Origin of the sequence: Nitrosospira sp. NpAV (assembly GCF_000832065.1) — a bacterium.
GTDB lineage: Bacteria > Pseudomonadota > Gammaproteobacteria > Burkholderiales > Nitrosomonadaceae > Nitrosospira.
The window spans coordinates 35,895-60,195 of record NZ_JXQM01000004.1; the positions used below are offsets into that span (position 1 = coordinate 35,895).

19 protein-coding genes and 1 tRNA gene are annotated in these 24,301 nt (G+C 53.2%); 12 read left to right on the forward strand and 8 right to left on the reverse strand.

Going from position 1 to position 24,301, the window contains the following annotated elements; genetic code table 11:
• Position 1: 1 nt before the first annotated feature.
• The 5 genes from kdpE to SQ11_RS04325 all read left to right on the forward strand — a co-directional run bounded on the left by kdpE (position 2) and on the right by SQ11_RS04325 (position 6,497).
• Complete coding sequence (gene kdpE, locus SQ11_RS04305) at positions 2 to 703, forward strand: two-component system response regulator KdpE (protein ID WP_041512931.1); 702 nt, start codon at positions 2 to 4, stop codon at positions 701 to 703.
• 179 nt (positions 704 to 882) lie between these two features.
• Complete coding sequence (locus SQ11_RS04310; RefSeq protein ID WP_041512932.1) at positions 883 to 1,170, forward strand: hypothetical protein; 288 nt, start codon at positions 883 to 885, stop codon at positions 1,168 to 1,170.
• A 466-nt stretch (positions 1,171 to 1,636) separates the two neighbouring features.
• Complete coding sequence (locus tag SQ11_RS04315) at positions 1,637 to 3,307, forward strand: hypothetical protein (protein WP_041512933.1); 1,671 nt, start codon at positions 1,637 to 1,639, stop codon at positions 3,305 to 3,307.
• Positions 3,308 to 3,547: 240 nt separating this feature from the next.
• Positions 3,548 to 4,642: a porin gene (locus tag SQ11_RS04320; protein ID WP_041512934.1), complete on the forward strand. Its 1,095-nt coding sequence runs from the start codon at positions 3,548 to 3,550 to the stop codon at positions 4,640 to 4,642.
• A 250-nt stretch (positions 4,643 to 4,892) separates the two neighbouring features.
• A complete protein-coding gene (locus SQ11_RS04325) occupies positions 4,893 to 6,497 on the forward strand; it encodes an ABC-F family ATPase (RefSeq protein WP_041512935.1) in 1,605 nt (534 codons plus the stop codon).
• A gap of 34 nt (positions 6,498 to 6,531) precedes the next feature.
• On the opposite strand, the gene SQ11_RS17165 is transcribed toward SQ11_RS04325, so the two are convergent.
• The 5 genes from SQ11_RS17165 to ispB all read right to left on the reverse strand — a co-directional run bounded on the left by SQ11_RS17165 (position 6,532) and on the right by ispB (position 8,962).
• Positions 6,532 to 6,708, reverse strand: coding sequence for a hypothetical protein (locus SQ11_RS17165; protein ID WP_156972407.1), 177 nt, complete (start codon positions 6,706 to 6,708; stop codon positions 6,532 to 6,534).
• Positions 6,692 to 7,255 (reverse strand): 1,6-anhydro-N-acetylmuramyl-L-alanine amidase AmpD, encoded by a 564-nt coding sequence (gene ampD, locus SQ11_RS04330; protein WP_041512936.1) that lies wholly within the window; start codon positions 7,253 to 7,255, stop codon positions 6,692 to 6,694. Before ampD ends, SQ11_RS17165 begins: the two co-directional genes overlap by 17 nt.
• A gap of 53 nt (positions 7,256 to 7,308) precedes the next feature.
• On the reverse strand, positions 7,309 to 7,548 hold the full coding sequence (locus SQ11_RS04335; RefSeq protein WP_041512937.1) for a PP0621 family protein: 240 nt from the start codon (positions 7,546 to 7,548) through the stop codon (positions 7,309 to 7,311).
• A 29-nt stretch (positions 7,549 to 7,577) separates the two neighbouring features.
• A tRNA-Pro gene (locus tag SQ11_RS04340) sits at positions 7,578 to 7,654 on the reverse strand.
• Between the two features lie 339 nt (positions 7,655 to 7,993).
• Positions 7,994 to 8,962, reverse strand: a complete 969-nt coding sequence (gene ispB, locus SQ11_RS04345; RefSeq protein WP_041512938.1) for an octaprenyl diphosphate synthase — start codon at positions 8,960 to 8,962, stop codon at positions 7,994 to 7,996.
• 203 nt (positions 8,963 to 9,165) lie between these two features.
• Between ispB and rplU the strand changes: the two genes are divergently transcribed.
• The 3 genes from rplU to cgtA all read left to right on the forward strand — a co-directional run bounded on the left by rplU (position 9,166) and on the right by cgtA (position 10,885).
• Positions 9,166 to 9,477 carry a 50S ribosomal protein L21 gene (rplU, locus tag SQ11_RS04350; protein WP_041512939.1) on the forward strand — a complete coding sequence of 104 codons (312 nt, stop codon included), beginning with the start codon at positions 9,166 to 9,168 and terminating at the stop codon, positions 9,475 to 9,477.
• 12 nt (positions 9,478 to 9,489) lie between these two features.
• On the forward strand, positions 9,490 to 9,747 hold the full coding sequence (gene rpmA, locus SQ11_RS04355; RefSeq protein ID WP_041512940.1) for a 50S ribosomal protein L27: 258 nt from the start codon (positions 9,490 to 9,492) through the stop codon (positions 9,745 to 9,747).
• A gap of 91 nt (positions 9,748 to 9,838) precedes the next feature.
• Positions 9,839 to 10,885 (forward strand): Obg family GTPase CgtA, encoded by a 1,047-nt coding sequence (gene cgtA, locus SQ11_RS04360; RefSeq protein WP_041512941.1) that lies wholly within the window; start codon positions 9,839 to 9,841, stop codon positions 10,883 to 10,885.
• A 62-nt stretch (positions 10,886 to 10,947) separates the two neighbouring features.
• Here the strand turns inward: cgtA and SQ11_RS04365 are convergent, their stop codons facing one another.
• A complete protein-coding gene (locus tag SQ11_RS04365) occupies positions 10,948 to 12,189 on the reverse strand; it encodes a PepSY domain-containing protein (protein ID WP_084226726.1) in 1,242 nt (413 codons plus the stop codon).
• Positions 12,190 to 12,216: 27 nt separating this feature from the next.
• Complete coding sequence (locus tag SQ11_RS04370) at positions 12,217 to 13,929, reverse strand: cyclic peptide export ABC transporter (protein ID WP_232297891.1); 1,713 nt, start codon at positions 13,927 to 13,929, stop codon at positions 12,217 to 12,219.
• Positions 13,930 to 14,292: 363 nt separating this feature from the next.
• Between SQ11_RS04370 and SQ11_RS04375 the strand changes: the two genes are divergently transcribed.
• The 4 genes from SQ11_RS04375 to SQ11_RS04390 all read left to right on the forward strand — a co-directional run bounded on the left by SQ11_RS04375 (position 14,293) and on the right by SQ11_RS04390 (position 20,088).
• On the forward strand, positions 14,293 to 15,387 hold the full coding sequence (locus tag SQ11_RS04375) for a GNAT family N-acetyltransferase (protein ID WP_041512942.1): 1,095 nt from the start codon (positions 14,293 to 14,295) through the stop codon (positions 15,385 to 15,387).
• A gap of 10 nt (positions 15,388 to 15,397) precedes the next feature.
• Positions 15,398 to 16,702, forward strand: coding sequence for a lysine N(6)-hydroxylase/L-ornithine N(5)-oxygenase family protein (locus tag SQ11_RS04380; protein WP_041512943.1), 1,305 nt, complete (start codon positions 15,398 to 15,400; stop codon positions 16,700 to 16,702).
• Positions 16,703 to 16,773: 71 nt separating this feature from the next.
• Complete coding sequence (locus SQ11_RS04385) at positions 16,774 to 19,074, forward strand: TonB-dependent siderophore receptor (RefSeq protein WP_041512944.1); 2,301 nt, start codon at positions 16,774 to 16,776, stop codon at positions 19,072 to 19,074.
• Between the two features lie 33 nt (positions 19,075 to 19,107).
• A complete protein-coding gene (locus SQ11_RS04390; protein WP_041512945.1) occupies positions 19,108 to 20,088 on the forward strand; it encodes an alpha/beta hydrolase in 981 nt (326 codons plus the stop codon).
• Positions 20,089 to 20,134: 46 nt separating this feature from the next.
• Here SQ11_RS04390 and SQ11_RS04395 read toward each other — a convergent pair.
• Positions 20,135 to 24,301 (reverse strand): non-ribosomal peptide synthetase (locus SQ11_RS04395; protein WP_156972408.1); only part of this gene is annotated, 4,167 nt, incomplete at its 5' end.

The following is a 24,301-nucleotide window of genomic DNA, read 5'->3' on the forward strand; positions in this document are numbered from 1 at the left end:
CATGAGTGAATCCGTGCCCATTGCTCTAATAGTCGAAGATGAGCCGCAAATCCGGCGTTTCGTGCGCATGGCGCTGGAGACGGAAGGATGGCAAGTCTTCGAATCAGAATCCGTCCGGCGGGGACTCATTGATGCGGGGACCCGCAAACCGGATCTCGTAATATTGGATCTCGGCCTGCCTGACGGGGATGGGGTCGATTTCATCCTGGACATCAGAAAATGGTCATCGATTCCTATCATCGTTTTGTCGGCGCGCGTCAATGAGCAGGATAAGATCAGAGCGCTTGATGCCGGGGCTGACGACTACCTTACCAAACCGTTCGGCGTCGGCGAACTCCTTGCGCGGGTACGCGTCATGCAGCGGCGGAACCTCCAGCCTGGCGCTGGCGACCAGGGGATCTGTGAGTTTGGAGATGTCAGGATCGATCTCAAGGCACGCCTGATCACCAAGGCCAATCAAGTGATTCACTTGACGCCGTTGGAATATCGGCTGCTGACGGTGTTGGTGAAAAACGCAGGCCGGGTGGTGACCAGCCCGCAACTTCTGCGGGCAGTCTGGGGACCTTCGCACTCGGAAAGCGGTCACTATCTGCGCATCTATATGGGGCATTTGCGGCAAAAACTCGAAGACGATCCCACGCAACCCAAATATCTTCAAACCGAAACCGCCGTGGGCTACCGATTACTTCTGCCTCTGGAATGAGCGCTCCCATAAAATCGGGTACCCTAGACCAAATTAATAAAGCATAACCTGGTCAATGTCCGATCAACCATTTTTATGATTTTTTTACAATCGGCAGTTGTTTATTTACTACGTTTTTATGCTGTTTCTTCTAGCATTTGATTCAGGCTCTGCTGAGCTTGTTTGATAAGGAGAATCGCATGAAACGCATCATCATTGTGGTGAGCGCATCGGAAATGAAGGCGGTACGTAAAGCGGTTTTTATCGCAGGCGCGAATAGACTAGTGATTAGCCCGGTGCCACAGCGAACATGTATCATAGAATTTGGCGACTGGTATTGTGGGACGTCCATAGCCAAGCGTGAAAGTCATATGCAATTGGAGGTGACTTCCGATGATAGCCGGTCTGACGCCATAATTTCCGCCATTCTTTCGACCGCGCATGCCGCGAAGATCGAGAATATATTTACCGGAAGTGTTTTACCATGACTCATCTATATTTTAGGGGTTGGATTTGTCTTTTTACCTTTGTACTGCCTGTGGACGGATCCTCCCCTTTGCCTTCGGTGGATATAAAGACTAGGTTGACCTATCACTCGATTTCATGTTGCCGTGCTGATGGAGTTCGGGCGCGACTAAACCGAATTTACAGCAAACGTGGGACTTGACCCTATATCCCTCCCCTGCCTTGAATGAGGCAAGGGATAACAGTTCTTATCTACATCATTGCCCGATATGCGGAAAAGCGCATCAAGTCAATCTTGTACGCCACAATATGGCCTACGGAAAGCAAATAACCTGTAGCTTTACGTGTGAATTACAAAGAAGGAAAAAGTGGAAATGGCATGGAAACAAAGTTCGGTAGTTGCATGGTTCCGTGGTTCCATAGACTAGATTGTGCATAGTGTAGCCCAGCCAAGAACAATCCAGTATTCTCAACAAGTCAGGAATGAGAATGAATGCCACGGAACCGCTTCAATTACCAAACGTCGAAAAATTCAGGGAAATCGTGCTTTGGCCAGTGCAGCTGTTGCCGCGCCATGAAAGCACAGAGATTCAGAACCATTGGGAATGTCTGAGCGCGACAAGCGCCGATTCTGTATGGAATGAAGTGGCGGACGAGTTCAGCGTCGATCCAGCCGAGTTCAAAGAAAGGCATTACAAGGAATTTGTAACTTTCCTGCCCTTCGTACAGCGCTTTTTGTATGGTGAGGGCGGTGGCAGTGATGGCGATGGAAGGTTCGGGCGCTCGCCAATTCACGTATTTCGTCGCAACGATGTTGCGCAAGCGCGAATTACTCTCCCCGGCGACCCCCTGCCCGCAACTTTCGATGTGGCACATGTCGATCTGTACTTCTTCTATGACATAGATATTGCCATCCTGGTCATGGAAATAATAGGCGAAAAACTTTCGCTACGACGCGCGCTTGATACCTTGTACCGCTTCGGACGGGCTTATCCGACACATTGGGAGCCGAGTGGCCGCGGCGGGCACTGCGCAGAGCACGTTGAGTGGCTCTCGCATAGCGGTGCCGTGCTTGCTGTGTCGGACTATGAAAAGAAAGCGCGCTACCTGCGGTTTGTCGGTGAACATCGGGCACCATGCGTGGCGTCCCATTGGGAGTTTCTGATGGAACCGCTGGTGCTCGACCACTCGCAGCGGGAAGGGAGCGTCCGCTATCGGGAAATCGAATATCAACGTATGCCGCTGATGAGTTTTCTGGCGTTGGACGAAAAAGACCGGCTGACTCGTGGCGATCTCGTGCGGCTCGGATTGGTTACGCGCCCAGGCGACGCGCGGACGCTGCCATTTTCGGAACAATTTCTGGAGGATTTCGAGCGGCGCTACTGCTACGATCGCTACTGGGAAGAGGCGCAAGAACATGACTTCAGCAATACGCGCCTGCTCTCCAACGGCCATGATTTCACGATGATAGGCGAAGCACGTGAACCTTTCTTTACGGATACGGAAAGCGGCATGCTGGGTCAGTTCCGTCATCAGTACTTTCTGCTCTTTCTGATCACGCATTTCCACAAAGCCGCATTGTTGATGCTCTCCAACCGGCTCGTTGCCGAACTCAGCCGGCTCGATATCCGCCGGCCCGATTCGGTACGTGTCTTCAGGCGCGACGTAAAACATGTCACCGAGATTTTCTTGCGCTTTACTAATCGCTACTGGTTTCATGAAGTATCCGACCAGGCTCAGGCCCACGATGTTTTTACCATGATGAGAAACCACCTCGGTACAGACGAATTGTACAAGCGTACGCGGCTGCGTATTCTGGATATGAATGATTACCTGGAAAGAGACCAGCTAAGGCGTCAATCCGATGCCGTGGTACGGTTGACCGTGGTGACCACGTTCGGCCTGATCGGTACCGTGACGACCGGTTTCCTGGGAATGAATCTGATCGCTGCCGCCGATAATACGCTCGGCACCAAGCTGATCTATTTTATGCTGATATTCGTTCCAGCTGTCGCGCTGACAGTCTACACGGTGGTGAAATCAAAACGGCTGGCCGAGTTTCTCGAAGCGCTTTCCGATGAGCGGCTGACCAAGCGAGATAAGCTGAATACTCTGTTCACTATCTGGAAAAAAGAACGGCGCGCTTCGCGGCATGCATGACTCAAGCCGAATTCCACGATTGAATAATATTTGCCCTGGGAGAACCCATACCCTAACCCGTATGAAGAAGCAAGCTCCTATCGGATGCACACAAAAGGCCGCAAACGATTTTTACGGATTTTTTATAGCAATTCACTGATTATTTATAATATTTTTATACTTTTTCTTCTAATATTCAGTAACTTATAACTGATAAACATGCTTCCCAAGCCCGGCTTGCCGGAGGCGTAGAAGATAAAGATGAAAAGGATAGTGTTGGCCGCTTGCCTACTGACAACCCTACAAGCCAATGCTCAAGTCAGTACCGGAATTTTCAACCGTTTCCTCTCGCCATTAACCATTAGCGGCTACGCTGAGACTTACTATGGTGGTGATTTCAATAACCCGCTTGGAAACACCAGGCCTTCGTTTGTCTACAGCTTCAATAAAAATAATGAAGCTTCGGTAAATTTGGCTTTCATCAAAGGATCGTATATCACAAGCACAGTCAGAGCCAACCTTGCGTTGGCGGCGGGCACCTATATGAATGCCAACTATGCGGCCGAGCCTGGCATATTGGGAAATTTCTACGAAGGTAATATCGGGATAAAATTATCTCGCGAAAACAATCTGTGGCTGGATGCCGGTATCTTCGCTTCACATATCGGTCTTGAAAGCGCGGTGGGTAAGGATAATTGGACATTAACCCGAAGTATCGGCGCGGATAACACTCCGTATTTTGAATCGGGCGCTAAAATCAGTTACACATCAAAAAATGAAAAATGGTTTTTTAGTGCGTTAGCTTTAAACGGTTGGCAACACATTAAACCCGTGGACGGGAATACCATTCCCGCGTTTGGTACCCAGATCACTTATAAACCTTCCCCGAAAATAACATTGAATAGCAGCACATTTATCGGCAGCGACAAACCTGACAGCAGCAGGCAGATGCGTTACTTTCATAATTTCTATGGTATTTTTAGATTGACTGACGCACTGGCCGCCGCGATGAATTTTGATATCGGGTTTGAACAACGGAACAAGGATTCTTCAACCATGAATACATGGTTCAACCCAACGATTATTCTGAGATATATGCCCACAGCAAAAACCGCCATTGCCGTCAGAGCGGAATACTACGATGACAAACACGGCGTAATCATCGCCTCCGGCACACCTAATGGTTTTAGAACATGGGGATTCTCAGCCAATTTTGATTACCACATCACCAGCAATTTATTATGGCGGATTGAGGCGAAAACATTGAGCAGTAAAGACAATATTTTTACCAGGCGGGATGGTAGCGCCACCGACAACAACACGTTCATTACAACGTCATTGGCTGTCAGTTTTTGATGCAATCCTTTGCTCGCAAAACAGTAACCCGTCGTTATATTGAATAGACATCAAAAATTCTTACCCAATAGATTCAGGGCACCGAATCCGCTTGCGTGAACAGAGTCAATTTTTCAAACAAGGCCTCCGGAACGCCTGGCGCATCTGTCCTTCGCGAGTCCGATTGACGGCAATCATAAACGATGGTCGGAATTTACTGAAAAAACGTATAAAATAGCGGGTTTTTTGCCATCTTTTCAGGAAATATGCTTTGATCACCACTGCCAATATCACCATGCAGTTCGGGGCCAAGCCCTTGTTTGAAAATGTTTCCGTCAAATTCGGCGATGGCAATCGCTATGGCCTGATCGGAGCCAACGGCTCCGGCAAATCCACCTTCATGAAAATCCTCGGCGGTGATCTGGAGCCCACTTCCGGCAATGTCAGCGTCGATGCCGGTGAGCGGGTGGGTAAATTGCGGCAGGATCAGTTTGCTTTCGAGAATTGTCTGGTGATTGATACCGTAATGATGGGGCACGAGGAGTTGTGGCGCGTGAAGGAGGAACGCGATGCGATCTATGCCAATCCCGATGCCAGCGAGGACGACTATATGCACGCCGCCGAACTTGAGACGCGCTTTGCCGAGCTGGATGGCTATTCCGCCGAAGCGCGGGCTGGGGAATTGCTGCTGGGCGTGGATATTCCGCTGTCACAGCATGCGGGACTGATGAGCGCCATAGCGCCCGGATTCAAGCTGCGTGTACTGCTGGCGCAAGCACTGTTTGCGGATCCTGAAATTCTACTGCTGGATGAACCCACCAATAATCTGGACATCAACACCATCCGCTGGCTTGAAGACGTCATCAACGCAAGCAGGAGCACCATCGTCATCATTTCACACGATCGGCATTTCCTGAACAGTGTCTGTACACACATGGCGGATCTGGATTATGGCGAAATCCGTATTTATCCCGGTAATTACGATGACTACATGACCGCATCGACTCAGGTACGCGAGCGCATGCTGGCTGACAACGCCAAGAAGAAAACCCAGATTGCGGAATTGCAGTCGTTTGTCAGCCGTTTTTCCGCCAATGCCTCCAAGGCGCGGCAAGCTACCAGCCGCGCACGCCAGATCGAGAAAATAAAGCTGGAGGATGTAAAACCTTCCAGCCGCCAGTATCCCTACATCCGCTTTGAAACGGATGAGCGGGAGAAACTGCATCGCCTGGCGGTATCAGTGCAAAGTATCAGCAAGCATTTCCCCGGCATGGAAAAACCGCTGCTAAAAAAATTCAGCCTCAACGTCGAAGCAGGCGAGAAAATTGCCATCATCGGTCCCAATGGTATCGGCAAGACCACGCTGCTGCGATGCGTGGCCGGCGATCTGGTACCCGATGCGGGAGAAGTGAAATGGGCGGAAAAAGCACGCCCTGGTTACTTTGCCCAGGATCATGCCAGTGATTTTGAAGCAGACATGCCGCTCACAGACTGGATGACACAGTGGCGGCGGGAACATGACGACGACCAGACCGTGCGCAGCATTCTTGGCAGGCTGCTGTTCTCCGGCGATGAAGTAAAGAAACCGGTTAAAGTCATCTCCGGCGGCGAGGAAGGACGCATGCTGTTCGGCAAGCTCATGCTGCAAAAAAACAATGTATTGCTCATGGACGAACCCACCAACCATCTCGACATGGAATCCATCGAATCCCTGAATAGCGCACTGGAAAAATATACGGGAACACTGATTTTCGTTTCGCACGACCGGGAGTTCGTATCCTCGCTAGCCACTCGCATCGTCGAAATGAAGCCGGATAGAATCAGCGATTTCAAGGGCAGCTATGAGGACTATCTGCTGGGTGAAGGAGTGGTATGAGTAATTTCTCCTATTTAACCACTGAGAAAATACCTTAAATTTCGTCGTTCCCCGCTTGACCCGGAATCCAGCCTAAACCGACAAAGGCATGCTTTGCGCGCCACCAGATACTGGCTTCCGCTGGCATGACATCCCCTTCCGCCATTCCCGCGAAAGCGAGCATCGCCCGTTGCTCTGTACCGATGCTCGCCGGATCAACAGCCCGCGGCAAGCAGAGCCGCGCGATAGCGCTCCCAGTCAAAGCAAGGACCAGGATCGGTCTTGCGGCCCGGCGAAATATCGGAATGTCCGGCGATACCGGTAATGGGATAGGCCTTTTGCAACGCCAGCGTGAGCGCTATCAATGCCGCATACTGGCCGCCGGTAAACGGTTGGGTGTCACCGCCTTCAAGCTCTATGCCGATTGAGAAATCGTTACAGCGGGCCCTGCCCTGCCAGCAGGATGCTCCCGCATGCCATGCGCGTTTTTCGCAGGGAACGAACTGGATGATCTCGCCGTCCCGGCGGATGAAGAAATGAGTCGACACCCTGAGATCACGTAATCTCGGGTAGTAGGGGTGGGCGTCGAGATCAAGCCTGTTGGTGAATAGCTCGACGACACCGTCACCGCCGAATTCGTCCGGGGGCAGGCTGATGTTGTGGATCACCAGCAAATCGATCGCACCCCCGGCCGGACGCTCGTCGCAATTGGGTGAAGGGATGAAGCGTACACCGTCCAGGCAGCCCGTTTCGTCAATTTGTAGAGGGGTAACCTTCACACGCTGCCGGGTCCAAATTGCCTGAGTCGCCGTAAATTCGAAAGAGTTGAATCCTAGCGCTGCAAGTGCAAACGACGATGCTCGTCGCTACAGAAAAACTTGTCTTCGGAGAGAATGCTTTCGCTTTTCGGCAAATGCACGCCGCAGTGGGTGCAGCGCACCATATCTTCGCCTTCGATGGACGGAGACTCTTTCTGAGCCTCCTCCTGCCGCTTTTTTAAGCCGCGCCGATAGCTCCGTATTGCCCAGAAAACAAGCACGGCGATAAGGGCAAAAAATAGCAGTCTACCCAACGCGTCGACTCCGTTACCGCATCAAAAATTGGTCGGGGTGAGAGGATTCGAACCTCCGACTCCTGCGTCCCGAACGCAGTACTCTACCAGGCTGAGCTACACCCCGAAATATCATCAACTTGTAATACTAATGATACGCACTGTCTTCAATACCTGTACACACCCAGCGCATGGGCAGCAATTGTACGCAGGAAGGGGCATCCGGGCAATCCAAAATTGTTCCGGAAAGCCCTTCCACATCCTTACGCAGCCAAAAATTATGTCAAGTAAGTATGCAAACAGTGATTAACGCCAACTCCGGCTCCCTGCGTCCTGGATAATCTTTAAAATCAGCGTCAAGGATGAGCTGGTGGCGGGGGCAGCGACAAATCTCCACACGCCAAGACTGGAGACCAGAATCGCCGGGCGCCTGCAATCGCACTTATCCGAATATTTAACGGAAAACCTAATAATTGCGCGCCACCGCAAAAGTGGTCAGTTGTAACAGACACTCCTTGTAATCAGAATCCTGGATTGATGAAATCGTTGCGGACGCCGTCTCGGATTCGGCTTGTGCCCGCTGCCGCGTATAAGCCAGCGCGCCGGTCTGCTGGATAACCTCCAGAACCGGCCCGAAACCACCTTCCCCACCCTTCTCGATGGCGTTGCGTATGATGGCGGCCTGTTCCTCAGATCCTGTTTTCATTGCATAAATCAGCGGCAGTGTGGGCTTGCCTTCGGCCAGGTCATCGCCCAGATTCTTGCCCGTTTCCTGATAATCCCCGGAATAATCCAGCATGTCATCGGTCAACTGAAACGCCGTCCCAAGATGCATGCCGTAAGCGGCCATCGCTTGCTCCTCCGCCGGTGTGGCATTGCCTAGAATTGCGCCTAATCGCGTTGCCGCCTCGAATAGCTTGGCGGTTTTATAACGGATCACCCTCAGGTAGTTTTCCTCATCAACGCCGGGATCGCGGCAATTGAGCAACTGCAATACCTCGCCTTCCGCGATGGTATTGGTGGCATCGGCCAATACCCGCATGACCCGCATATTATCCACTTCTACCATCATCTGGAATGCACGCGAGTAAAGAAAATCTCCGACCAGTACGCTTGCGGCATTACCGAACAAGGCATTGGCCGTAGCCTTGCTACGCCGTAATTCGGAGGCATCCACGACATCGTCATGCAATAAGGTTGCGGTATGAATGAACTCCACGACCGCCGCAAGATTGAAATGGTACTTGCCGGGATAGCCGAATGCGCCAGCGGCAAGAATCACCAGTGCGGGCCGCAGGCGTTTCCCGCCACTGTTGATAATATATTCGCTTACCTGCCGGATGAGCCCGACATCGGAATAGAGCTTGTCGCGGATAACCGCATCCACCGCATCCATGTCCTGGGCGATAAGACTTCTGATACGTTCAATTGACACAGGGGTTCCTGAAAAAAAAGGTGCCATGGTAGAAACGTCGCTGCCAACGTGTCAAGCTCGACAATTGGGACAGCTACGCAGACAACTGCGATTTTGACACAAAACTCATTTGCAACAGGCCTTTGACCTTGGAGAAGCGGGTATGTATAATGCGCGCTTAATTCTTTCGGGGCGTCCCGAGAGAGCAATAACCGGAGTCGAACATGTACGCGATCATAAAAACCGGCGGAAAACAATACCGTGTTGAAGCCGGACTAAAACTCAAAATAGAACAGATACCGGCAGATATTGGCAGCGAGCTGTCCATAGACCAGGTATTAATGATTTCCGATGGCGACAATGTCTCGATGGGCAAACCGCTGTTAAGCGGTGCCTCGGTTACGGCGACCGTGCTGAATCAGGGCAGACACGACAAGGTGCGTATTTTCAAGATGCGGCGGCGGAAGCATTATCAGAAACATCAGGGACATCGGCAGAATTATACTGAAATCCAGATTACCGGCATTTCGGCATAGGGAGAGTTTACCATGGCACATAAAAAAGCAGGTGGGAGTTCCAGAAACGGTCGTGATTCGAATTCCAAGCGTCTGGGTGTAAAAAGCTACGGGGGCGAGTTGATCCCGGCCGGCAGTATCATTATCCGCCAGCGGGGCACGCAAGTCCATGCCGGCGACAATGTCGGCATGGGCAAGGATCATACCTTGTTCGCCAAGATTACCGGCACTGTCAACTTCCGCACGAAAGGCGCGACGCATCGCAAAACAGTAAGCATCATACCGGCCTAAGATAAACTTTTGCGCGGAAAAAGCCCTGTCAGCCCCGGCAGGGCTTTTTCATTTTGGGCATATGTATTTTTTGCGGGATTAACCGGAAGTTATGAAATTCATAGATGAAGCAGTAATCCAGGTAATTGCAGGGAAAGGAGGGGACGGCGCCGCCAGCTTCCGTCGGGAGAAATTCATTCCAAAAGGCGGCCCCTCTGGAGGAGACGGCGGCCGTGGAGGCAGTATCTACGCCATCGCCGACCGCAACATCAACACGCTGGTGGATTATCGCTTTGCCCGTCTGCATCGCGCCAAAAAGGGAGAGAATGGACGTGGCTCCGATTGCTACGGCAAGGGCGCTGACGACATTATTCTGCGCATGCCGGTGGGCACGGTTATCGGCAATGCCTCGACGGGAGAAACCATCGCCGACCTGAAGCGACATGAGCAAAAAGCGCTGCTGGCGAAGGGCGGCGCAGGAGGGCTGGGTAATCTGCATTTCAAGTCCAGCACCAACCGTGCGCCCCGCCAGTTTACCTTCGGTGAACCTGGAGAGGAGCTCGAGCTTAAACTGGAGCTTAAGGTACTCGCTGACGTAGGACTCCTGGGCATGCCCAACGCCGGCAAATCAACCTTGATCCGTGCAGTCTCCGCCGCCCGCCCCAAGGTAGCGGATTACCCCTTTACGACGATGCATCCCAACCTGGGCATGGTACGCATCGATCAAAACCGCAGTTTCGTGATGGCGGATATTCCCGGTCTGATAGAGGGTGCGGCGGAAGGTGCCGGACTGGGCCACCGCTTTCTCAAGCATCTTGCGCGCACCCGGCTGTTGCTTCACATCGTGGATATGGCGCCGCTGGATGAAAACATTGATACCCTGCACGAAGCCAAAGCCATCGTTGAGGAACTCAGGAAATACGATGAAACGCTCTACCAGAAGCCACGCTGGCTGGTACTGAATAAAACCGATCTGCTGCCCGAGAGCGACCGTGAAAAGATTTGCAAGAAATTCATCCGCAACCTGAGCTGGAAGGGAAAAAGTTTCGTCATTTCAGCGCTGTCCGGCGAAGGCTGCAAAACCCTCACCTACGCTGTCATGGAGCATCTGGAGCAGCAATCACCGACCGCAAACCAGGAACAAATACGTGACGAGTAAGGGCCTGATTTGCTATGTGATTTAAAGCCGTGAAGAACTGATGCATGGTGTCATACGCTCCCTCAATCGATCTTTCCAAGCATTTTCTTTCGTACCCAGCGCTTCTTCTGCCAGATAATCACGCCGGTAACAGAGAGCGTCGCTACCAGCAATCCCATCGCGGATATAAAAATACGCCCCGGCAGACCGAGGATACGGCCGGAATGCAAGGGGAACTGAGCTTGCATAAAGATATCTCCCGCACTGCCGGTGCCGGGTATATTGGCCCCGGCGGGCGATCCATCCTTGCCGTCGAAATACAGGGAGGGATTGCCCAGGCCAATATCGCCATGCTCGTGGCCCGGCTCGAAAAAAGTCACACCATAGATACCGAACTCGGGCACATAAAATATTCCGCCCGGTGGGGCGCTCCAACCAAGCCTTTTAGCTTCCGCCGTAGCGCGCTGGAGGATGGTGTGCCGATCAACCACCGGCTCAATGGGCTGATCAGGTGGATTGGGCGTACCCGTGAAAGGGCTTGGGGTCAATGTCGAGAATAGCGATACCACGGGCCTCATGACCTCCTGATTGAGGTTCATGGACGTTGCGGTTACGGCCAGAAGCAGCAAGAAGCCCCACACCCATACCCCGCCGGAACGGTGCATGTCAAAGTTGAGCTTGGAGCGGCCCTGCCGCCACCGAAAAATGAATGACTTACGCCATGCGCTCGCCTTGGGAAACGAAATCCATAACGCAATGCAGCAGTCGAGAGCCCAGACAATGGCAAGGATCCCCATGAACAGGACACCAAACTCGATCCCAAACCCATCGGGGATATGCATGCTGTAGTGCAATTTGTACAAGAATGGGAGTAAATTTTCTCGGCTGAGCGAAACCTCTCCCCACATCCGTTTTCCTCGTAGTTCCCCGTTCACGGGATCGAGCGCAACCTGGTTGAAATCCAACTCGAACGCTTTGCCGGATGCGGGATCAAGGCGCGGGCCGATCCCCACACCCAGGTTTTGTCCGGACTCCACCGCGAGTGGAACCCAGGTTATCATCAGCCGGTGATCGGCTGCTTCCAGTTTCTCGGCAATCAGCAGGGGGGGGAGCGGCTTTCCCGGCCCACGCGCTTCGAATAGCTGCGGATTGAGCCACTCATCCAGTTCATGATCCCACGAGATGATTGCACCGGTAAGACCGGAAATAAAAAGGAATACTGCCAGAAAAAGACCGGCCCAACGGTGCATCAGGACAAGAAAATTACGCCCGATTGACAGTTTGGCAGCGCGTTGTTTTTCGAATTGCTCGATTACATTGGACATTGCAACGCAATACTCCGCTTCATGGCATCAAACCGCATTGCTACAGGCTACCGATGGCGTTGCCGGCGCCAGACTCTCCTTCATGGGTGTCTGGCTATTAAGGGTCAGGCATCCGCTCTCCATGCGTATCAAGCGATCGGCAAGGTGGAAGTACCGATCGTCGTGCGAGATTACCAGTACAGCCTTACCCATGGCACGTAGCTCGGGAAGCACCTCACGGTAAAATACTTCCTTGAATACCGGGTCCTGATCCGCCGCCCATTCGTCGAACATGAAGAAGGGCCGGTTCTCCAGATAGGCCACCACCAGTGCCAGGCGCTTGCGCTGCCCCTGTGACAGCTCAAGCGTAGTGAAAGCGCCATCCTTGACCTTTACCTTGTTTTGCAAATGCAGTTTGGCCAGAAGCCGATTACCTTCATTGTCCAGATCGACGCCACCCGTTCCGAGCAGACGGTCGAAAAGATGAAAATCGGAAAAGATCGTCGAAAACAGCTGTCTGTAGTGGTCACGATTCGTCTCGTCCACCGCACTGCCGTTAAAGATGATTTGCCCCTCCTCCGGCGGGTAGAGCCCAACCAGTAATTTAGCCAATGTCGTCTTGCCGCTGCCGTTACCGCCGACCAGAAAAGTGATCTGGCCCGGACGAAACTCCAGATCTATCGGACCCATGGTAAACAATTCGTCGCTTTGTTCATGATAATAACGATGCAATACGCCCTGAAGCGTAATAGATTGCAAGGAGGGCGGAGAAAGCCCATCCGTCTGTTTTTCCGAAGCTGCCATGGCGCGTGTAATCTCGTCAATCCGATCGGCGGACACCTGTGCCAGGTTAGCCCGCGGAATGTTCAGCAGGAGTGCTTCGAGCGGTCCCACCATATAAACGAACACAAGTGCGAAGCCCGTCATGATTAACGCCCGGTCGGGCACGTCGCCCACCAGTACGAACAGTACCATGCCTATAAACGCGTAGATGAGGAAATTACCCCAACTTGCCGAACCGATAAACAGCGACATGCCAAAGGTCCGTTCATGGCGGACGATCTCAATCGATTTTCCCAACACGTTATCATAAAATGCGGCACGCTTATCACGATTCAAGCGCAACTCTTTGGCTCCATCGGTCAGGGAACGAAAATAGGCAAACAACCTGTCCTGCTCCTGAGCGGCAACATCCAAATGCCGTATGGCGCGCAAATGCGCAAGATGGTAGCCCAACGAACCTAAGCCAATGACAATAACTGCGAGCAGGAATACCTGCCAGGAAAGCAGCGCCATATAAATCAGACATCCGGCAACGATGACCGCATTCGTCAGGATTACCGGAAAGCTCACAAAAAATTCGGCAACATGCGTGCAATGCTCGGATAGCGCGGATTGTACGCGCGCCGCGCCAATCACTTCAAGGTGCCGGAAGTCGGCGGCTATCACGCGTTTTGCGATAAAACTGCGCAATTCAGCATGGGCTCGCTGCCCCAGACGTTCAAATAAAATATTCGCGACCATATAGCTCAACATCACCGCGACCGCGGTTCCTGCAAAGATCAGCGCCATTTCCATGCGGTCCGGCGTCTCCGCCGTCAGCGCGGAACTGATTTGCGCCAGCAGAAATACACTGCAAGCGCCATGCACTACGCTTGCGAACGAGGCGCCTATGAGTAACCCTTTTGATTGACTGATGAGATACTTGAGCACAGCTGTCTCGTAATAAAGATGAATATGAAGGTGACGAATGATCACCATAAATGTTTACTGCCAGGAGCATGATGGCGGGACAGTTCATTTCGCAAAAGCGTACTGATTTCCTGGCGCCATATCCAGCAATTCCCCTCCCCCCTACCCACCCAGCAGCCTGCCGGACCATAGCTTAACTTTCTCCCCGCCTTCGACCGTCACTCCTATGAATCGGTAGATACAAAGCCGCCAAAGGGATGAGTCCGGCAAGTATCGGCAGCGCCGATTCGGCAGGTTTTGAATGGGATTCTCGGTCGGATCCAATCGCTCTTCATTAAGTTCAAAAAGTTATTAAATAATAATGTTTCTCATTCGTCTTTCTTCACTATAGGGAACATTCGCCTCGAACTGAGTTCTTCCAGGAGTCCATTGATGGGTATTCAACATGAGCAAATTCAGGAGCCAGCTGCTCATGTGACGCCATTGATGTCCCGCCCCGATGGAACCGTCTATCTTGCAACGTATTATGGCAATACGCTGCTGCTGCAGACCGTTAATGGAGAGGAGAATCCATCCAGGTGGGAGCTGACCCGGCAACCAGGCCAATTAAAGCTGGAGTGGACAGATGCTCACTCTGGTATGCCGGATACGGCCGAATTGCTGGCGGCGCTCGAAGCCTCCTTTACCAATTATCCCAATCACCATCAGATCCACCTCCTGGCACCCGTCGGGCAAGCCGACGAGTTACTTCGATCCGGCGTTCTGGTCAGGGGCGAGAACAATCAGCTCATTGCCTACACTGAGCTTTTCTGGCAACAGCCCAGAATCTGGCTCGCTTCACCTCAACCGCACGCGTTTCCACTTTCCTATGTCCTCAGCCAGGGCCGGCGACACCCATTACGACCGCCTAAACCGGTTGGCATCGTTTATCAACGGCACATTCCATGGCTTGCCCGAACGCTTTCGTTTCGGGCGGTGAATATCGAATACGACCTGGAACGCTTCAACCGATGGATGAACGATCCGGTAGTGGCGGCATCCTGGCGGGAAGAAGGCGATCCTGGCAAGCACCGTACCTACTTGGAGGGTATCGCAGCCGATCCGCATGTCATCGGACTCATTGGCTGCCTTGACGGCGAAGCGTTCGGCTATTTCGAAGTTTACTGGGCAAAGGAGGATCGGATTGCGCCCTTCTATGACGTGGACGATTTTGACCGCGGCTGGCATGTGCTGATCGGGGAGCCTCGCTTTCGCGGTAAACCCTTCGTTACCGCGTGGTTGCCATCTCTCTCTCATTACCTGTTTCTCGACGATTGCAGAACACAGCGCGCTGTCATCGAACCTCGCTCGGATAACTACAAGATGATTCGTAATCTCTCCTTGGGCGGTTACGCGAATCTCAAGGAGTTCGATTTCCCTCACAAACGCGCCATGCTCGGCATGTTGTTGCGGGAACGCTTCTTTGCGGAACGGTTGTGGATTCCACGCGATGGCGTAGCAACCTCACTTTCCGCCACACTGTTCTAAGGATATCGCCATGCAAATCCATGACCTGATCGGTATCGGCTTCGGCCCCTCCAATATTGCGCTTGCCATTACCCTGGAGGAGAAAAAGCCGCATGGGTTCAATGTAGATGCGTTCTTTATCGAAAAGCAGCCAAGTTTCGCCTGGCATGCCAACATGATGCTGGATAACACGCATATGCAGATTTCCTTCCTGAAGGATCTGGCAACCATGCGGAATCCTTCGAGTTACTTCACTTTTATCAACTATCTGCATCAGAAACAGAGACTCCAGGACTTCATCAACCTGAAAACTTTTTTTCCCAGCCGTCACGAATTCAATGATTACCTCGCCTGGGCCGCGTCGCATTTCAATGACCGCTGTGCGTATGGCGAAGAAGTTCTGGAAGTGCTCCCCGAAAAACGAAATGACGAAGTCGCACTCCTGCGCGTGCGCTCGCGTGATTCTGACGGGATGATTCATGAACGGCTCACCCGCAACCTTATCGTTGGTGTCGGCGGCATGCCCAGCATTCCCGAGTGTTTCCTGCCTTTAAAAGATGATCCGCGCGTGTTTCATTCGAGCGGATACCTTCGAGAGATTGCACGGCATGATAGCGCCAAAAAGGTGGCTGTCGTAGGCGCGGGCCAGAGCGCCGCGGAAATTTTCATGGATTTACACAATCGCGCGGGCGCCCCGCATGTCGACCTCATCATGCGCGCGCGGGCAATCAAGCCTTCCGATGACAGCCCCTTCGTCAACGAAATTTTTAATGCCGATTTCACTGACTTCGTTTTCAGCCGCCCCGATCAGGATCGCGCCGCACTGCTCGACGAATTCTGGCACACCAATTATGCGGCACCCGACCTCGTTCTGATAGAACAGATTTTCAACGTGTTCTATCAGCAGAGAGTGACCAGAAATGCGCGCCACCGCTTCCTGCGCCGGCATGAAGTCGTCAGTGCCAATGCCTTGCCGGAAGGCATTCAATTGGTTCTGCGGGATCTCAATGCCGGTCGCGAGCATGTTGCCACCTATGACGCCGTGGTGCTTGCCACCGGCTATAACCGGGACTATCACAAATCACTATTGAAGCCGCTTTCGTCCTATATGGGAGACTTTACGGTCGATCGTCAATATTGCTTGCAGAGTACGCCAAACTTCCGGCCCGCCATTTTCCTGCAAGGGGCCTGCGAATCAAGCCACGGTTTGAGCGATACCTTGCTTTCGGTCACTGCGGTTCGCACCGATGAGATAGGACAAGCATTGCTGGGCGTAGTCAACCAGCCCGGAGCAAAGCCAACGGATAATCCCATACGGGCGGTTGCCGGCCGTTGAATTTATTATTTCTTTAATTTAATGCAGTCAATTGTTACACAACAGTTTTTTAACCACGAGCAACTATAACTATGAAAGCCTACACAAAAACCAACATAGGGCTGAGACACCTGAAACGCACTGTAATTTCACGCGCCCTGCAGTACTCATTCCTGGCTTTATCCGTCACCACCGGTTATGCCCAGGCACAACAGGCCGGCACCGAATCGGCAAAACCGGACACGAAGGGAAAGCCCGCCGCACCGAGTGTACTCGATGCACCGGAAAATACTTCCAAACCCGCGAACGCTGCAGGGGCACCGGTCCTGCCGACAGTGACAGTCAAGGATACAGGACAAACTCCCGGCTATGTGACCACTCGCATGCAGAGCGCGACAAAAACCGACACACCGATTATCGAGATACCCCAGTCCGTTTCCGTCATCAATCGCAATGAGATGGATATACGCGCCGTGAACCTCAATATCACTGAAGCGCTGCGCTATGTGCCGGGCGTTGTACCTGATCAATTTGGTTTCAGTGGGCAAGGTTTTGAATACGTGAGCATGCGCGGCTTCAACGTCCAGACCACCGCCAATTTCCGCGATAATTTGAACCAGGCCGCGACAGGGCTTTATTATGGCGCTTTTATTACGGATCCCTATGCGCTTGAACGTATTGACGTATTACGTGGACCCACCTCGGTCATGTTTGGCCGCGGCGATGCCGGGGGGATCGTGAATCGCGTCACCAAGCTCCCCACCGCCGCCCCGATCCGTGAAGTCGAACTCCAGTATGGCAACTTCGATCGCAAGCGGATTGCCGCAGACTTCGGTTTGGCCAATGCCGACGGCACGCTCATGTTCCGCCTCGTCACCTCGGCCCTCGACACGGACACGCAGGTCAGGTTTCCCAATACCAATGGAGACCGCGCGAGCATCAGGCGTTTTTATATCGCCCCATCGCTGACGTGGCGTCCTAGCGACAAGACATCGATCACCCTTTTCGGCGATATCCTGAACAACGACAGCGGAGCAGCTCCATTTTATGTAGGGACCCCGGATGGGAACCCAACCAATACGCTGGTGGGCGACCCTGGCTTTACAAGATACAAAACCAATCAGGCCTCGTTCAGCTATAGGCTCGAACATCACTTCAACGAAACCTGGACTGTGCGGCAGAATTTTCGTTTCCAGCGGCAGGATGGGCGTTTCAGGGATATAAACCCGGGCGATCTTATTACAGGGGAATTATTTGATACGGATAATAGGACCCTGTTCCGTAATGCATTTTCTACGAGGGAGCGGCTGGATCAAACTACTCTGGATACGCATCTGCAAGCCAAGCTAAGCACTGGCCCGGTAAGTCATACTGTGCTGAGCGGCATCGACTGGAACCGCACGAATGCCACCCTCCAATACAATGCGGCTCTTGGAACCCCGAGTATCGACATATTCAACCCGGTGTATTTCCAACCGGTGCCGACACCCGATATTCCGGGTTCAGATGCGACACAAAAGATCAACAATGTCGGCTTTTATATACAGGACCAGGTCAAATATCAAAACTGGATTCTTACCCTCAGCGGCCGTCACGATCGGGTATCGAATAATACTGCCGATAGCATAAGCGGAGAGACTTTCGCGAACAAGGATTCCGCATACACCGGCAGGGCTGGCCTGACCTATCTTTTCTCCAATGGCATCGCGCCTTATGTGAGCTATTCACAATCGTTCCTGCCGCAACCTGGACTGGACCGAAGTGATGGCGGCAACGGCAAGCCATTCGATGCTTCCCGAGCCTCCCAATATGAGGTAGGCATCAAGTACCAACCCGTGGGCAGCAGAAGCCTGTTCACGGTGGCGCTGTTCGAGTTGACCAAAACCAATGTTTTGACGCGTGATCCAAATGCTCCTCTTGGTTCCTTTAGCTTTGTACAAACTGGGGAGATCCGCTCCCGCGGCGCGGAACTGGAAGCGAGGACGGAAATTTTCCGTGGGATGAATGCTATTGGCGCTTTCACCTATAACGATGTCAAGGTGACTGAGAGTACCGATTTTTTAGGCAAAATGCCGATCCTGGTACCCAACACAACCACTTCGGGCTGGCTCGATTATAACTTCGATGCATTGAATATCAGCTGGCTGAAGGGTTTTGGCATCGGTGGAGGGGTTCGCTATGTGGGCAGGGTGTTTAACAATGAGGAAAATACCAGTACCACGCGGTCATTCACCTTATTCGACGCAATGCTCCGGTACGATCACGGGCCCTGGCGTTTTATCATCAATGCCAACAATATATTCAATGAAAAATACTATTCCGGAGCTGGGGGCGGTAACTTCTTCCGGGGGACGGAACGAATGGTTATCGGCACGCTGAAACTTCGTTTCTAACCAGCGACGTCCCGCATAGCCGAGAATGATACGATGCCGCTTGACCCGGACCTTGCCGCGTTTCTTGAACTGGTCGAAGCTGGCGTCGACAATGGTGCACAACCATTGCACGAATTGCCGCTTGCGAAAGCGCGCGCGCAGTACGATAACTCGACACTGGCGATTGATGCCGAAGGCATGGATATCGCCAGCGCCAAAACTATCGAGATACCATGCCGGGATGGCAGCCGGATCGATGCGCGGCTATATGTGCCCGCTATCCCGGTCCTTGATGGATCGCTGTTGCCCGCGCTGCTGTACTTTCACGGTGGCGGGTACTGCGTTGGCAGCCTCAATTCACACGACTCCCTATGTCGCGCATTGTCGGCACTCACTCCCTGCTGCGTACTGAGCGTTGCATATCGGCTTGCCCCTGAGCATAAATTCCCCACGGCTGTTGACGATGCCCAGGATGCCTATCAATGGCTGCTTTCGAATGGATCTGCCTATGGAATAGATACGCAGCGTATTGCGGTGGGGGGCGACAGCGCGGGAGGAACCCTGGCAACGGGGTTGACAATCGCCGCACGTGACGGGAAATGGCCACAACCACTATTACAGGTACTTCTTTATCCGTGCACCGCAGCTTGGCAGGATACCGGATCACATAGCCGCCTGGCCCAAGGCTACCTGCTTGAAGCCCCGACGCTGCAATGGATGTTCGGCAATTACCTTCGCGACGCTGCGGATCGTACGGATTGGCGTTTCGCGCCCCTTGAAGCGGTTGACTTAAGCAATCTTGCTCCGGCATTTATTGTATTGGCCGAATATGATCCGCTGGTGGACGAAGGTATTGCCTATGCAAATAGGCTTAAGGCGGCAGGCGTTTCTACTCACCTCAAGATCTATGAAGGAATGACCCATGATTTTGCCCGTCTCGGCAATATCGTAAACGAAACCGAACGGGTACGAAGGGATATGTCGCAAGCGCTTGCGAAAGCATTTTCTTCCCAACTTCTTGAGAAGGGAAACTGAACGCTTCTCCAATTTTCTGTAAAACCTGAAGGCTGGTTGGCATGATTTAGCCAACCAGCCTGCTCTCCGTGGCCAAGGGCGGAATCGCTGCCAGAGCAGATACTATCCCCAGCAACAAGGCTTCCTCCCGCACGATGGAAAAATGGTCCGCCTCGAGTTCAACGGAAAGTAAGTCATCCTGATCTATCTGCGAAGCAAGCGCCTCCCTGTCCGGCAACGGACGATCGGCCGCCCACCAGCATATTGGCCGGCCCTGCAAAGCAGTCAAACCAGTGGCTTGTAGCGACAGCGCTTTCAGTTGACGCGCGACGGCAAAGGTATGCGCCAATTCTTCTCTTCCCATGTCGGTATAACCTCCTGCTCCTCGATCGCCTTCTGTACGCTCTCTCATCCGTTCGGTTAGAAAAAGCTTTCCCAGCAAGCTGGAGACTGCCTGTGTTTCCGTCATTTCACCATCCGAGGATGAATCGGCGTCCATCATTTCATCCAGCGTCATACCTGGGATAACTACAGAGATGAAATCAGAAAAATCCTGACGCCAGTTATCGTGCTGGGGTTGTTCAATGCCGGGAATAAAGGGATCAATCAGTCCGAGAAATGCCACCGTTTGCGCGTCTGCCTCGAGGAATGCAGCGATCATGGCTGCCAGCGTACCGCCCAGGGACCAGCCAGCTAAGTGATATGGCCCATGCGGCTGGATGCGGCGGATCATCTGACAATAGTCTGCCGCCATTTTTTCAAGCGAACTATCCCGGTGTTGAGGATCCGTCAACATGCGGCAGGGAAGGCCGTATACTGTCCGCTTGCCCTGAAGCAAGCGTGCCACAGGCTGATAGTCGAATACCGTGCCTAGCCCCGCATGAATGCAGAATAGTGGCGCCGCCTCTTCGCACGGCTGATTGAGTGCCAACAGCGGCTGAATGTCGTTCGGAGCCGGTATATCCAACCCGAGTAAACCCGCAATGGTGGGTCTCTGCATCAGGTCGCGCAGTTTGAAGTTGAATTTGATACCGGGCAGATTGCGCATCTTGGCCATCACTTTCAGGCTCGATAGCGAATCCCCCCCGAGCGCAAAAAAGTTGTCGGTTTCTCCCACGCGCTCTACGCCAAGCACTTCCTGCCAGATTTCTGCCAGCATCCTGGCCTGGTCAGTCGACGGCGCGCGGTAGGTCAGGCCGATAGCAACACCCGGTTCCGGCAATGCATTACGGTCGAGCTTGCCACTTGGCAACCGTGGCAAGGTCGCGAGCGTCATGATGTGCGCTGGAAGCATGTATTCTGGCAAGTGATTGCCGAGCTCCTGCTTGAGTCGCCGAACCAGGTCGAGCGGGGGCATGTCATCCATCGGCACCACATAGGCAACCAGCTGGGAACCCGTTGCACTCTGGTGTACTACTACTGCCGCATCGGCTATTCCGATGGCTTCACGTAAACGGGCCTCGATTTCACCCAACTCAATGCGGAAGCCGCGAATCTTTACCTGATGATCGACGCGGCCGATATACTCGATATTGCCGTCATTCAGCCATCGCACAAGATCCCCAGTGCGATAAAGGCGGCCGCCACTGCCGTCGAAAGGATCGGCAATGAAGCGCTCGGCTGTCAAACCGGCTCGCCCCAAATATCCACGTGCCAATCCGTACCCGCCAATATAAAGCTCACCCACTGTACCCATGGGCACGGGTTGCATATCGATGTCCAGCACATATGCGGTTCGCTCACCTACGGGACGGCCTATGGGTGCATAGACGCAATCAAAACTGTTCCTGGCCTCGGTCTTCCAAATCAATGGCGTAACGACCGTTTCGGTGGGTCCGTAGCCATTGATCAGGATACGCGGCCGCAGCGTTTGCCGGATCAGATCATACGAGGCCTTGGGCATGGCTTCGCCGCCGAATACATAGAGCTCCACCGGTGGCGGATCATTACGGGGCGCAGCCCATTCCGCTACCTGCCCCAGGTAGGCGGGCGGGAAGGCAGCATTGGTAATACCATATTGGTGCAGTGCATCGTAGGTTTGTTCAGCGGTCCATAATTCCTGGTCGCGTACCGCGAGTCCCGCACCGACAGTGAGTGCGGTCAGCCAACGCTCATGGGCGCCGTCAAAAGAGAATGACATGAAAAGCAATTCGCATGAATGCAGGCCCATGCCATAAATCTCGGCAGTGGCCTGGCAATGCATCGACAGCGGGCCATGCGTCACCGCCACCCCTTTGGGAATACCTGTGGAGCCTGATGTGTAAATGACATAAGCGAGATTATGCTCATTAACCGACACCTCGGGGTTCGCATCCGGCTCAGCGCCAAGGTTGATTGAATTCAGCACCAGCGTTCGCACGCCGGTGGTGATCACGAGCTTGGACAATACCTCGTTTTGCGTAATGAGAAGAGACAAGCCGCTGTCGTCCATCATGAATGAAAGCCGGTCGGCCGGATATTCCGTATCCAGTGGCACATACGCACCACCGGCCTTGAGTATGGCAAGCAGCACCACAATCACGTCGAGCGAACGCTCCATTGCGACACCCACCCGGATTTCCGGGCCGATATTCATATTGATAAGATGATGTGCAAGCCGGTTTGCCCGTATGTTCAATTCAGCATACGAAAGTTCTTGCTCACCCATCAAGAGCGCGATAGCGCCGGGTTGCATCCTGGCATGATGTTCAATCAGGCGATGTACCGGCTGATGTGAACGTGCCGGGATGCTGGCCGCAAGTTCATGCGTATTACATCCCAAGGAAATCACTTGATTAAGCGCTTTGGCCCCCATCCATGGCAGTTCGCCCAGCGCCCGTTCCGGATGGGCCATCATTTCCCGCAGCAAAAATTCCATATGGCTTCGCAATTCCAGCACGAAGTCATCCGTAAAATCATTTCGTCCGTATGAATATTCGATCTCGATCGTATCCCCGACGACCACTTGCAAGTCCATCGCGTAACCGGTCAAGCCTTTGCCTTCAATATCACCAAAATGAAGACCGTATAGTTCATTGCTGCGCAGCGTCTCGGCGATGGGATAATTCTCGAACACAACGATACTGTCGAAAAGAGGCTGCCCCGGCGAGCCCGCCCATCGCTGGATATCGGCCAGCGACGTATGTTCGTGTTCGCGCAGTCTTGCATTGACACTTTGCAGCATGGCAAGATGCTCCCTCACCGTCAAATCGCTTCTCCGCTCGACCGGAACCGGAATGGTATTGATGAACAATCCAAGAATCTCGTCGGATTTTGGTAAATTCGGTGATCTGCCAGCCACGGTAACCCCAAATACAACCGTATCCTTCCCGGTATAGCGTTGCAGAAGCTGTCCCCATGCCGCCTGCACGAGAGTATTGAAGGTGACTCGTTCTCGCTGCACAAACGCCTGCAAATTACCGGTTTCTTCAACGCTCAAATGCGTATAGATCTGGGCGTAGCCAGTTCGCTGGCCGTCTGCTTTCGCTGTCGTGCGAAGGGCGTTCGATAGCAAGGTTGCACCCTCGACCCGTTTGAGCTCGTTTTTCCAGAACGCTTGGGTTACTTCCGCATCCTGTTGCGCGAGCCAGCGCACATAGTGCCCGTAACCCGGACCCGGTGCGGCAAGGGTTTCGCCGGCATAGGAGCGTAGCCAATCGCTGACAAGCATGGAGTCGCCCCAGCCGTCCAACAGTATGTGATGCTTCGTCCATACCAGCTGATAACAGGTTTCACTCAGGCGAATCAGACTCAGCCGCGCTACCGGGGGCCTGAGGAAATCAAATTCGCGCTTCAAATCTTCGTCCGCGTAAGCGGCAATCCGCGATTCCAGCCCATCCGGGCCACGCCAGTCCAGCTGAACCACGGGAGCATCAGCCTGTTTGAATACAATCTGCAACGGACGTGCCAGTCCGGCTTGCCATAGAAAACCCGTGCGCAATACCGGATGCCGCGCCACCATGGCTCGCCATGCGTCTACGAGGCGTTCAGGGTCGAGACCCTCCACCGCGACACTGAGCTGGGTCACGTAAAGTCCGGTGCCTGGTGCTTCCAGGGTATGAAACAGCATCCCTTCCTGAATTGGCGCCAGTGGATAGATATCCTCGATTTCATTCTCTCCGAACGGCAGTGCGGCGATCATTTCAGCATTCAGATAGTCATGCAGATAGCCTCTCTCGGTTTCGGCCGTCATCACGACCCGTTCCTGCATGATTTCAGCCGTTTCCGCCAGCGCGGCGATAGTCTGCCGTTCGAA

Excerpts from the sequence above, each read along its gene's own strand:
- SQ11_RS04390 (WP_041512945.1), top strand. The coding sequence starts at position 19,108 with ATGCCGCTTGACCCGGACCTTGCCGCGTTTCTTGAACTGGTCGAAGCT.
- SQ11_RS04310 (WP_041512932.1), top strand. The coding sequence starts at position 883 with ATGAAACGCATCATCATTGTGGTGAGCGCATCGGAAATGAAGGCGGTA.
- cgtA (WP_041512941.1), top strand. The coding sequence starts at position 9,839 with ATGAAATTCATAGATGAAGCAGTAATCCAGGTAATTGCAGGGAAAGGA.
- SQ11_RS04315 (WP_041512933.1), top strand. The coding sequence starts at position 1,637 with ATGAATGCCACGGAACCGCTTCAATTACCAAACGTCGAAAAATTCAGG.
- SQ11_RS04320 (WP_041512934.1), top strand. The coding sequence starts at position 3,548 with ATGAAAAGGATAGTGTTGGCCGCTTGCCTACTGACAACCCTACAAGCC.
- SQ11_RS04370 (WP_232297891.1), bottom strand. The coding sequence starts at position 13,929 with ATGGTGATCATTCGTCACCTTCATATTCATCTTTATTACGAGACAGCT.
- rpmA (WP_041512940.1), top strand. The coding sequence starts at position 9,490 with ATGGCACATAAAAAAGCAGGTGGGAGTTCCAGAAACGGTCGTGATTCG.
- SQ11_RS04385 (WP_041512944.1), top strand. The coding sequence starts at position 16,774 with ATGAAAGCCTACACAAAAACCAACATAGGGCTGAGACACCTGAAACGC.
- kdpE (WP_041512931.1), top strand. The coding sequence starts at position 2 with ATGAGTGAATCCGTGCCCATTGCTCTAATAGTCGAAGATGAGCCGCAA.
- SQ11_RS04365 (WP_084226726.1), bottom strand. The coding sequence starts at position 12,189 with ATGTCCAATGTAATCGAGCAATTCGAAAAACAACGCGCTGCCAAACTG.
- SQ11_RS04375 (WP_041512942.1), top strand. The coding sequence starts at position 14,293 with ATGGGTATTCAACATGAGCAAATTCAGGAGCCAGCTGCTCATGTGACG.
- SQ11_RS04380 (WP_041512943.1), top strand. The coding sequence starts at position 15,398 with ATGCAAATCCATGACCTGATCGGTATCGGCTTCGGCCCCTCCAATATT.
- rplU (WP_041512939.1), top strand. The coding sequence starts at position 9,166 with ATGTACGCGATCATAAAAACCGGCGGAAAACAATACCGTGTTGAAGCC.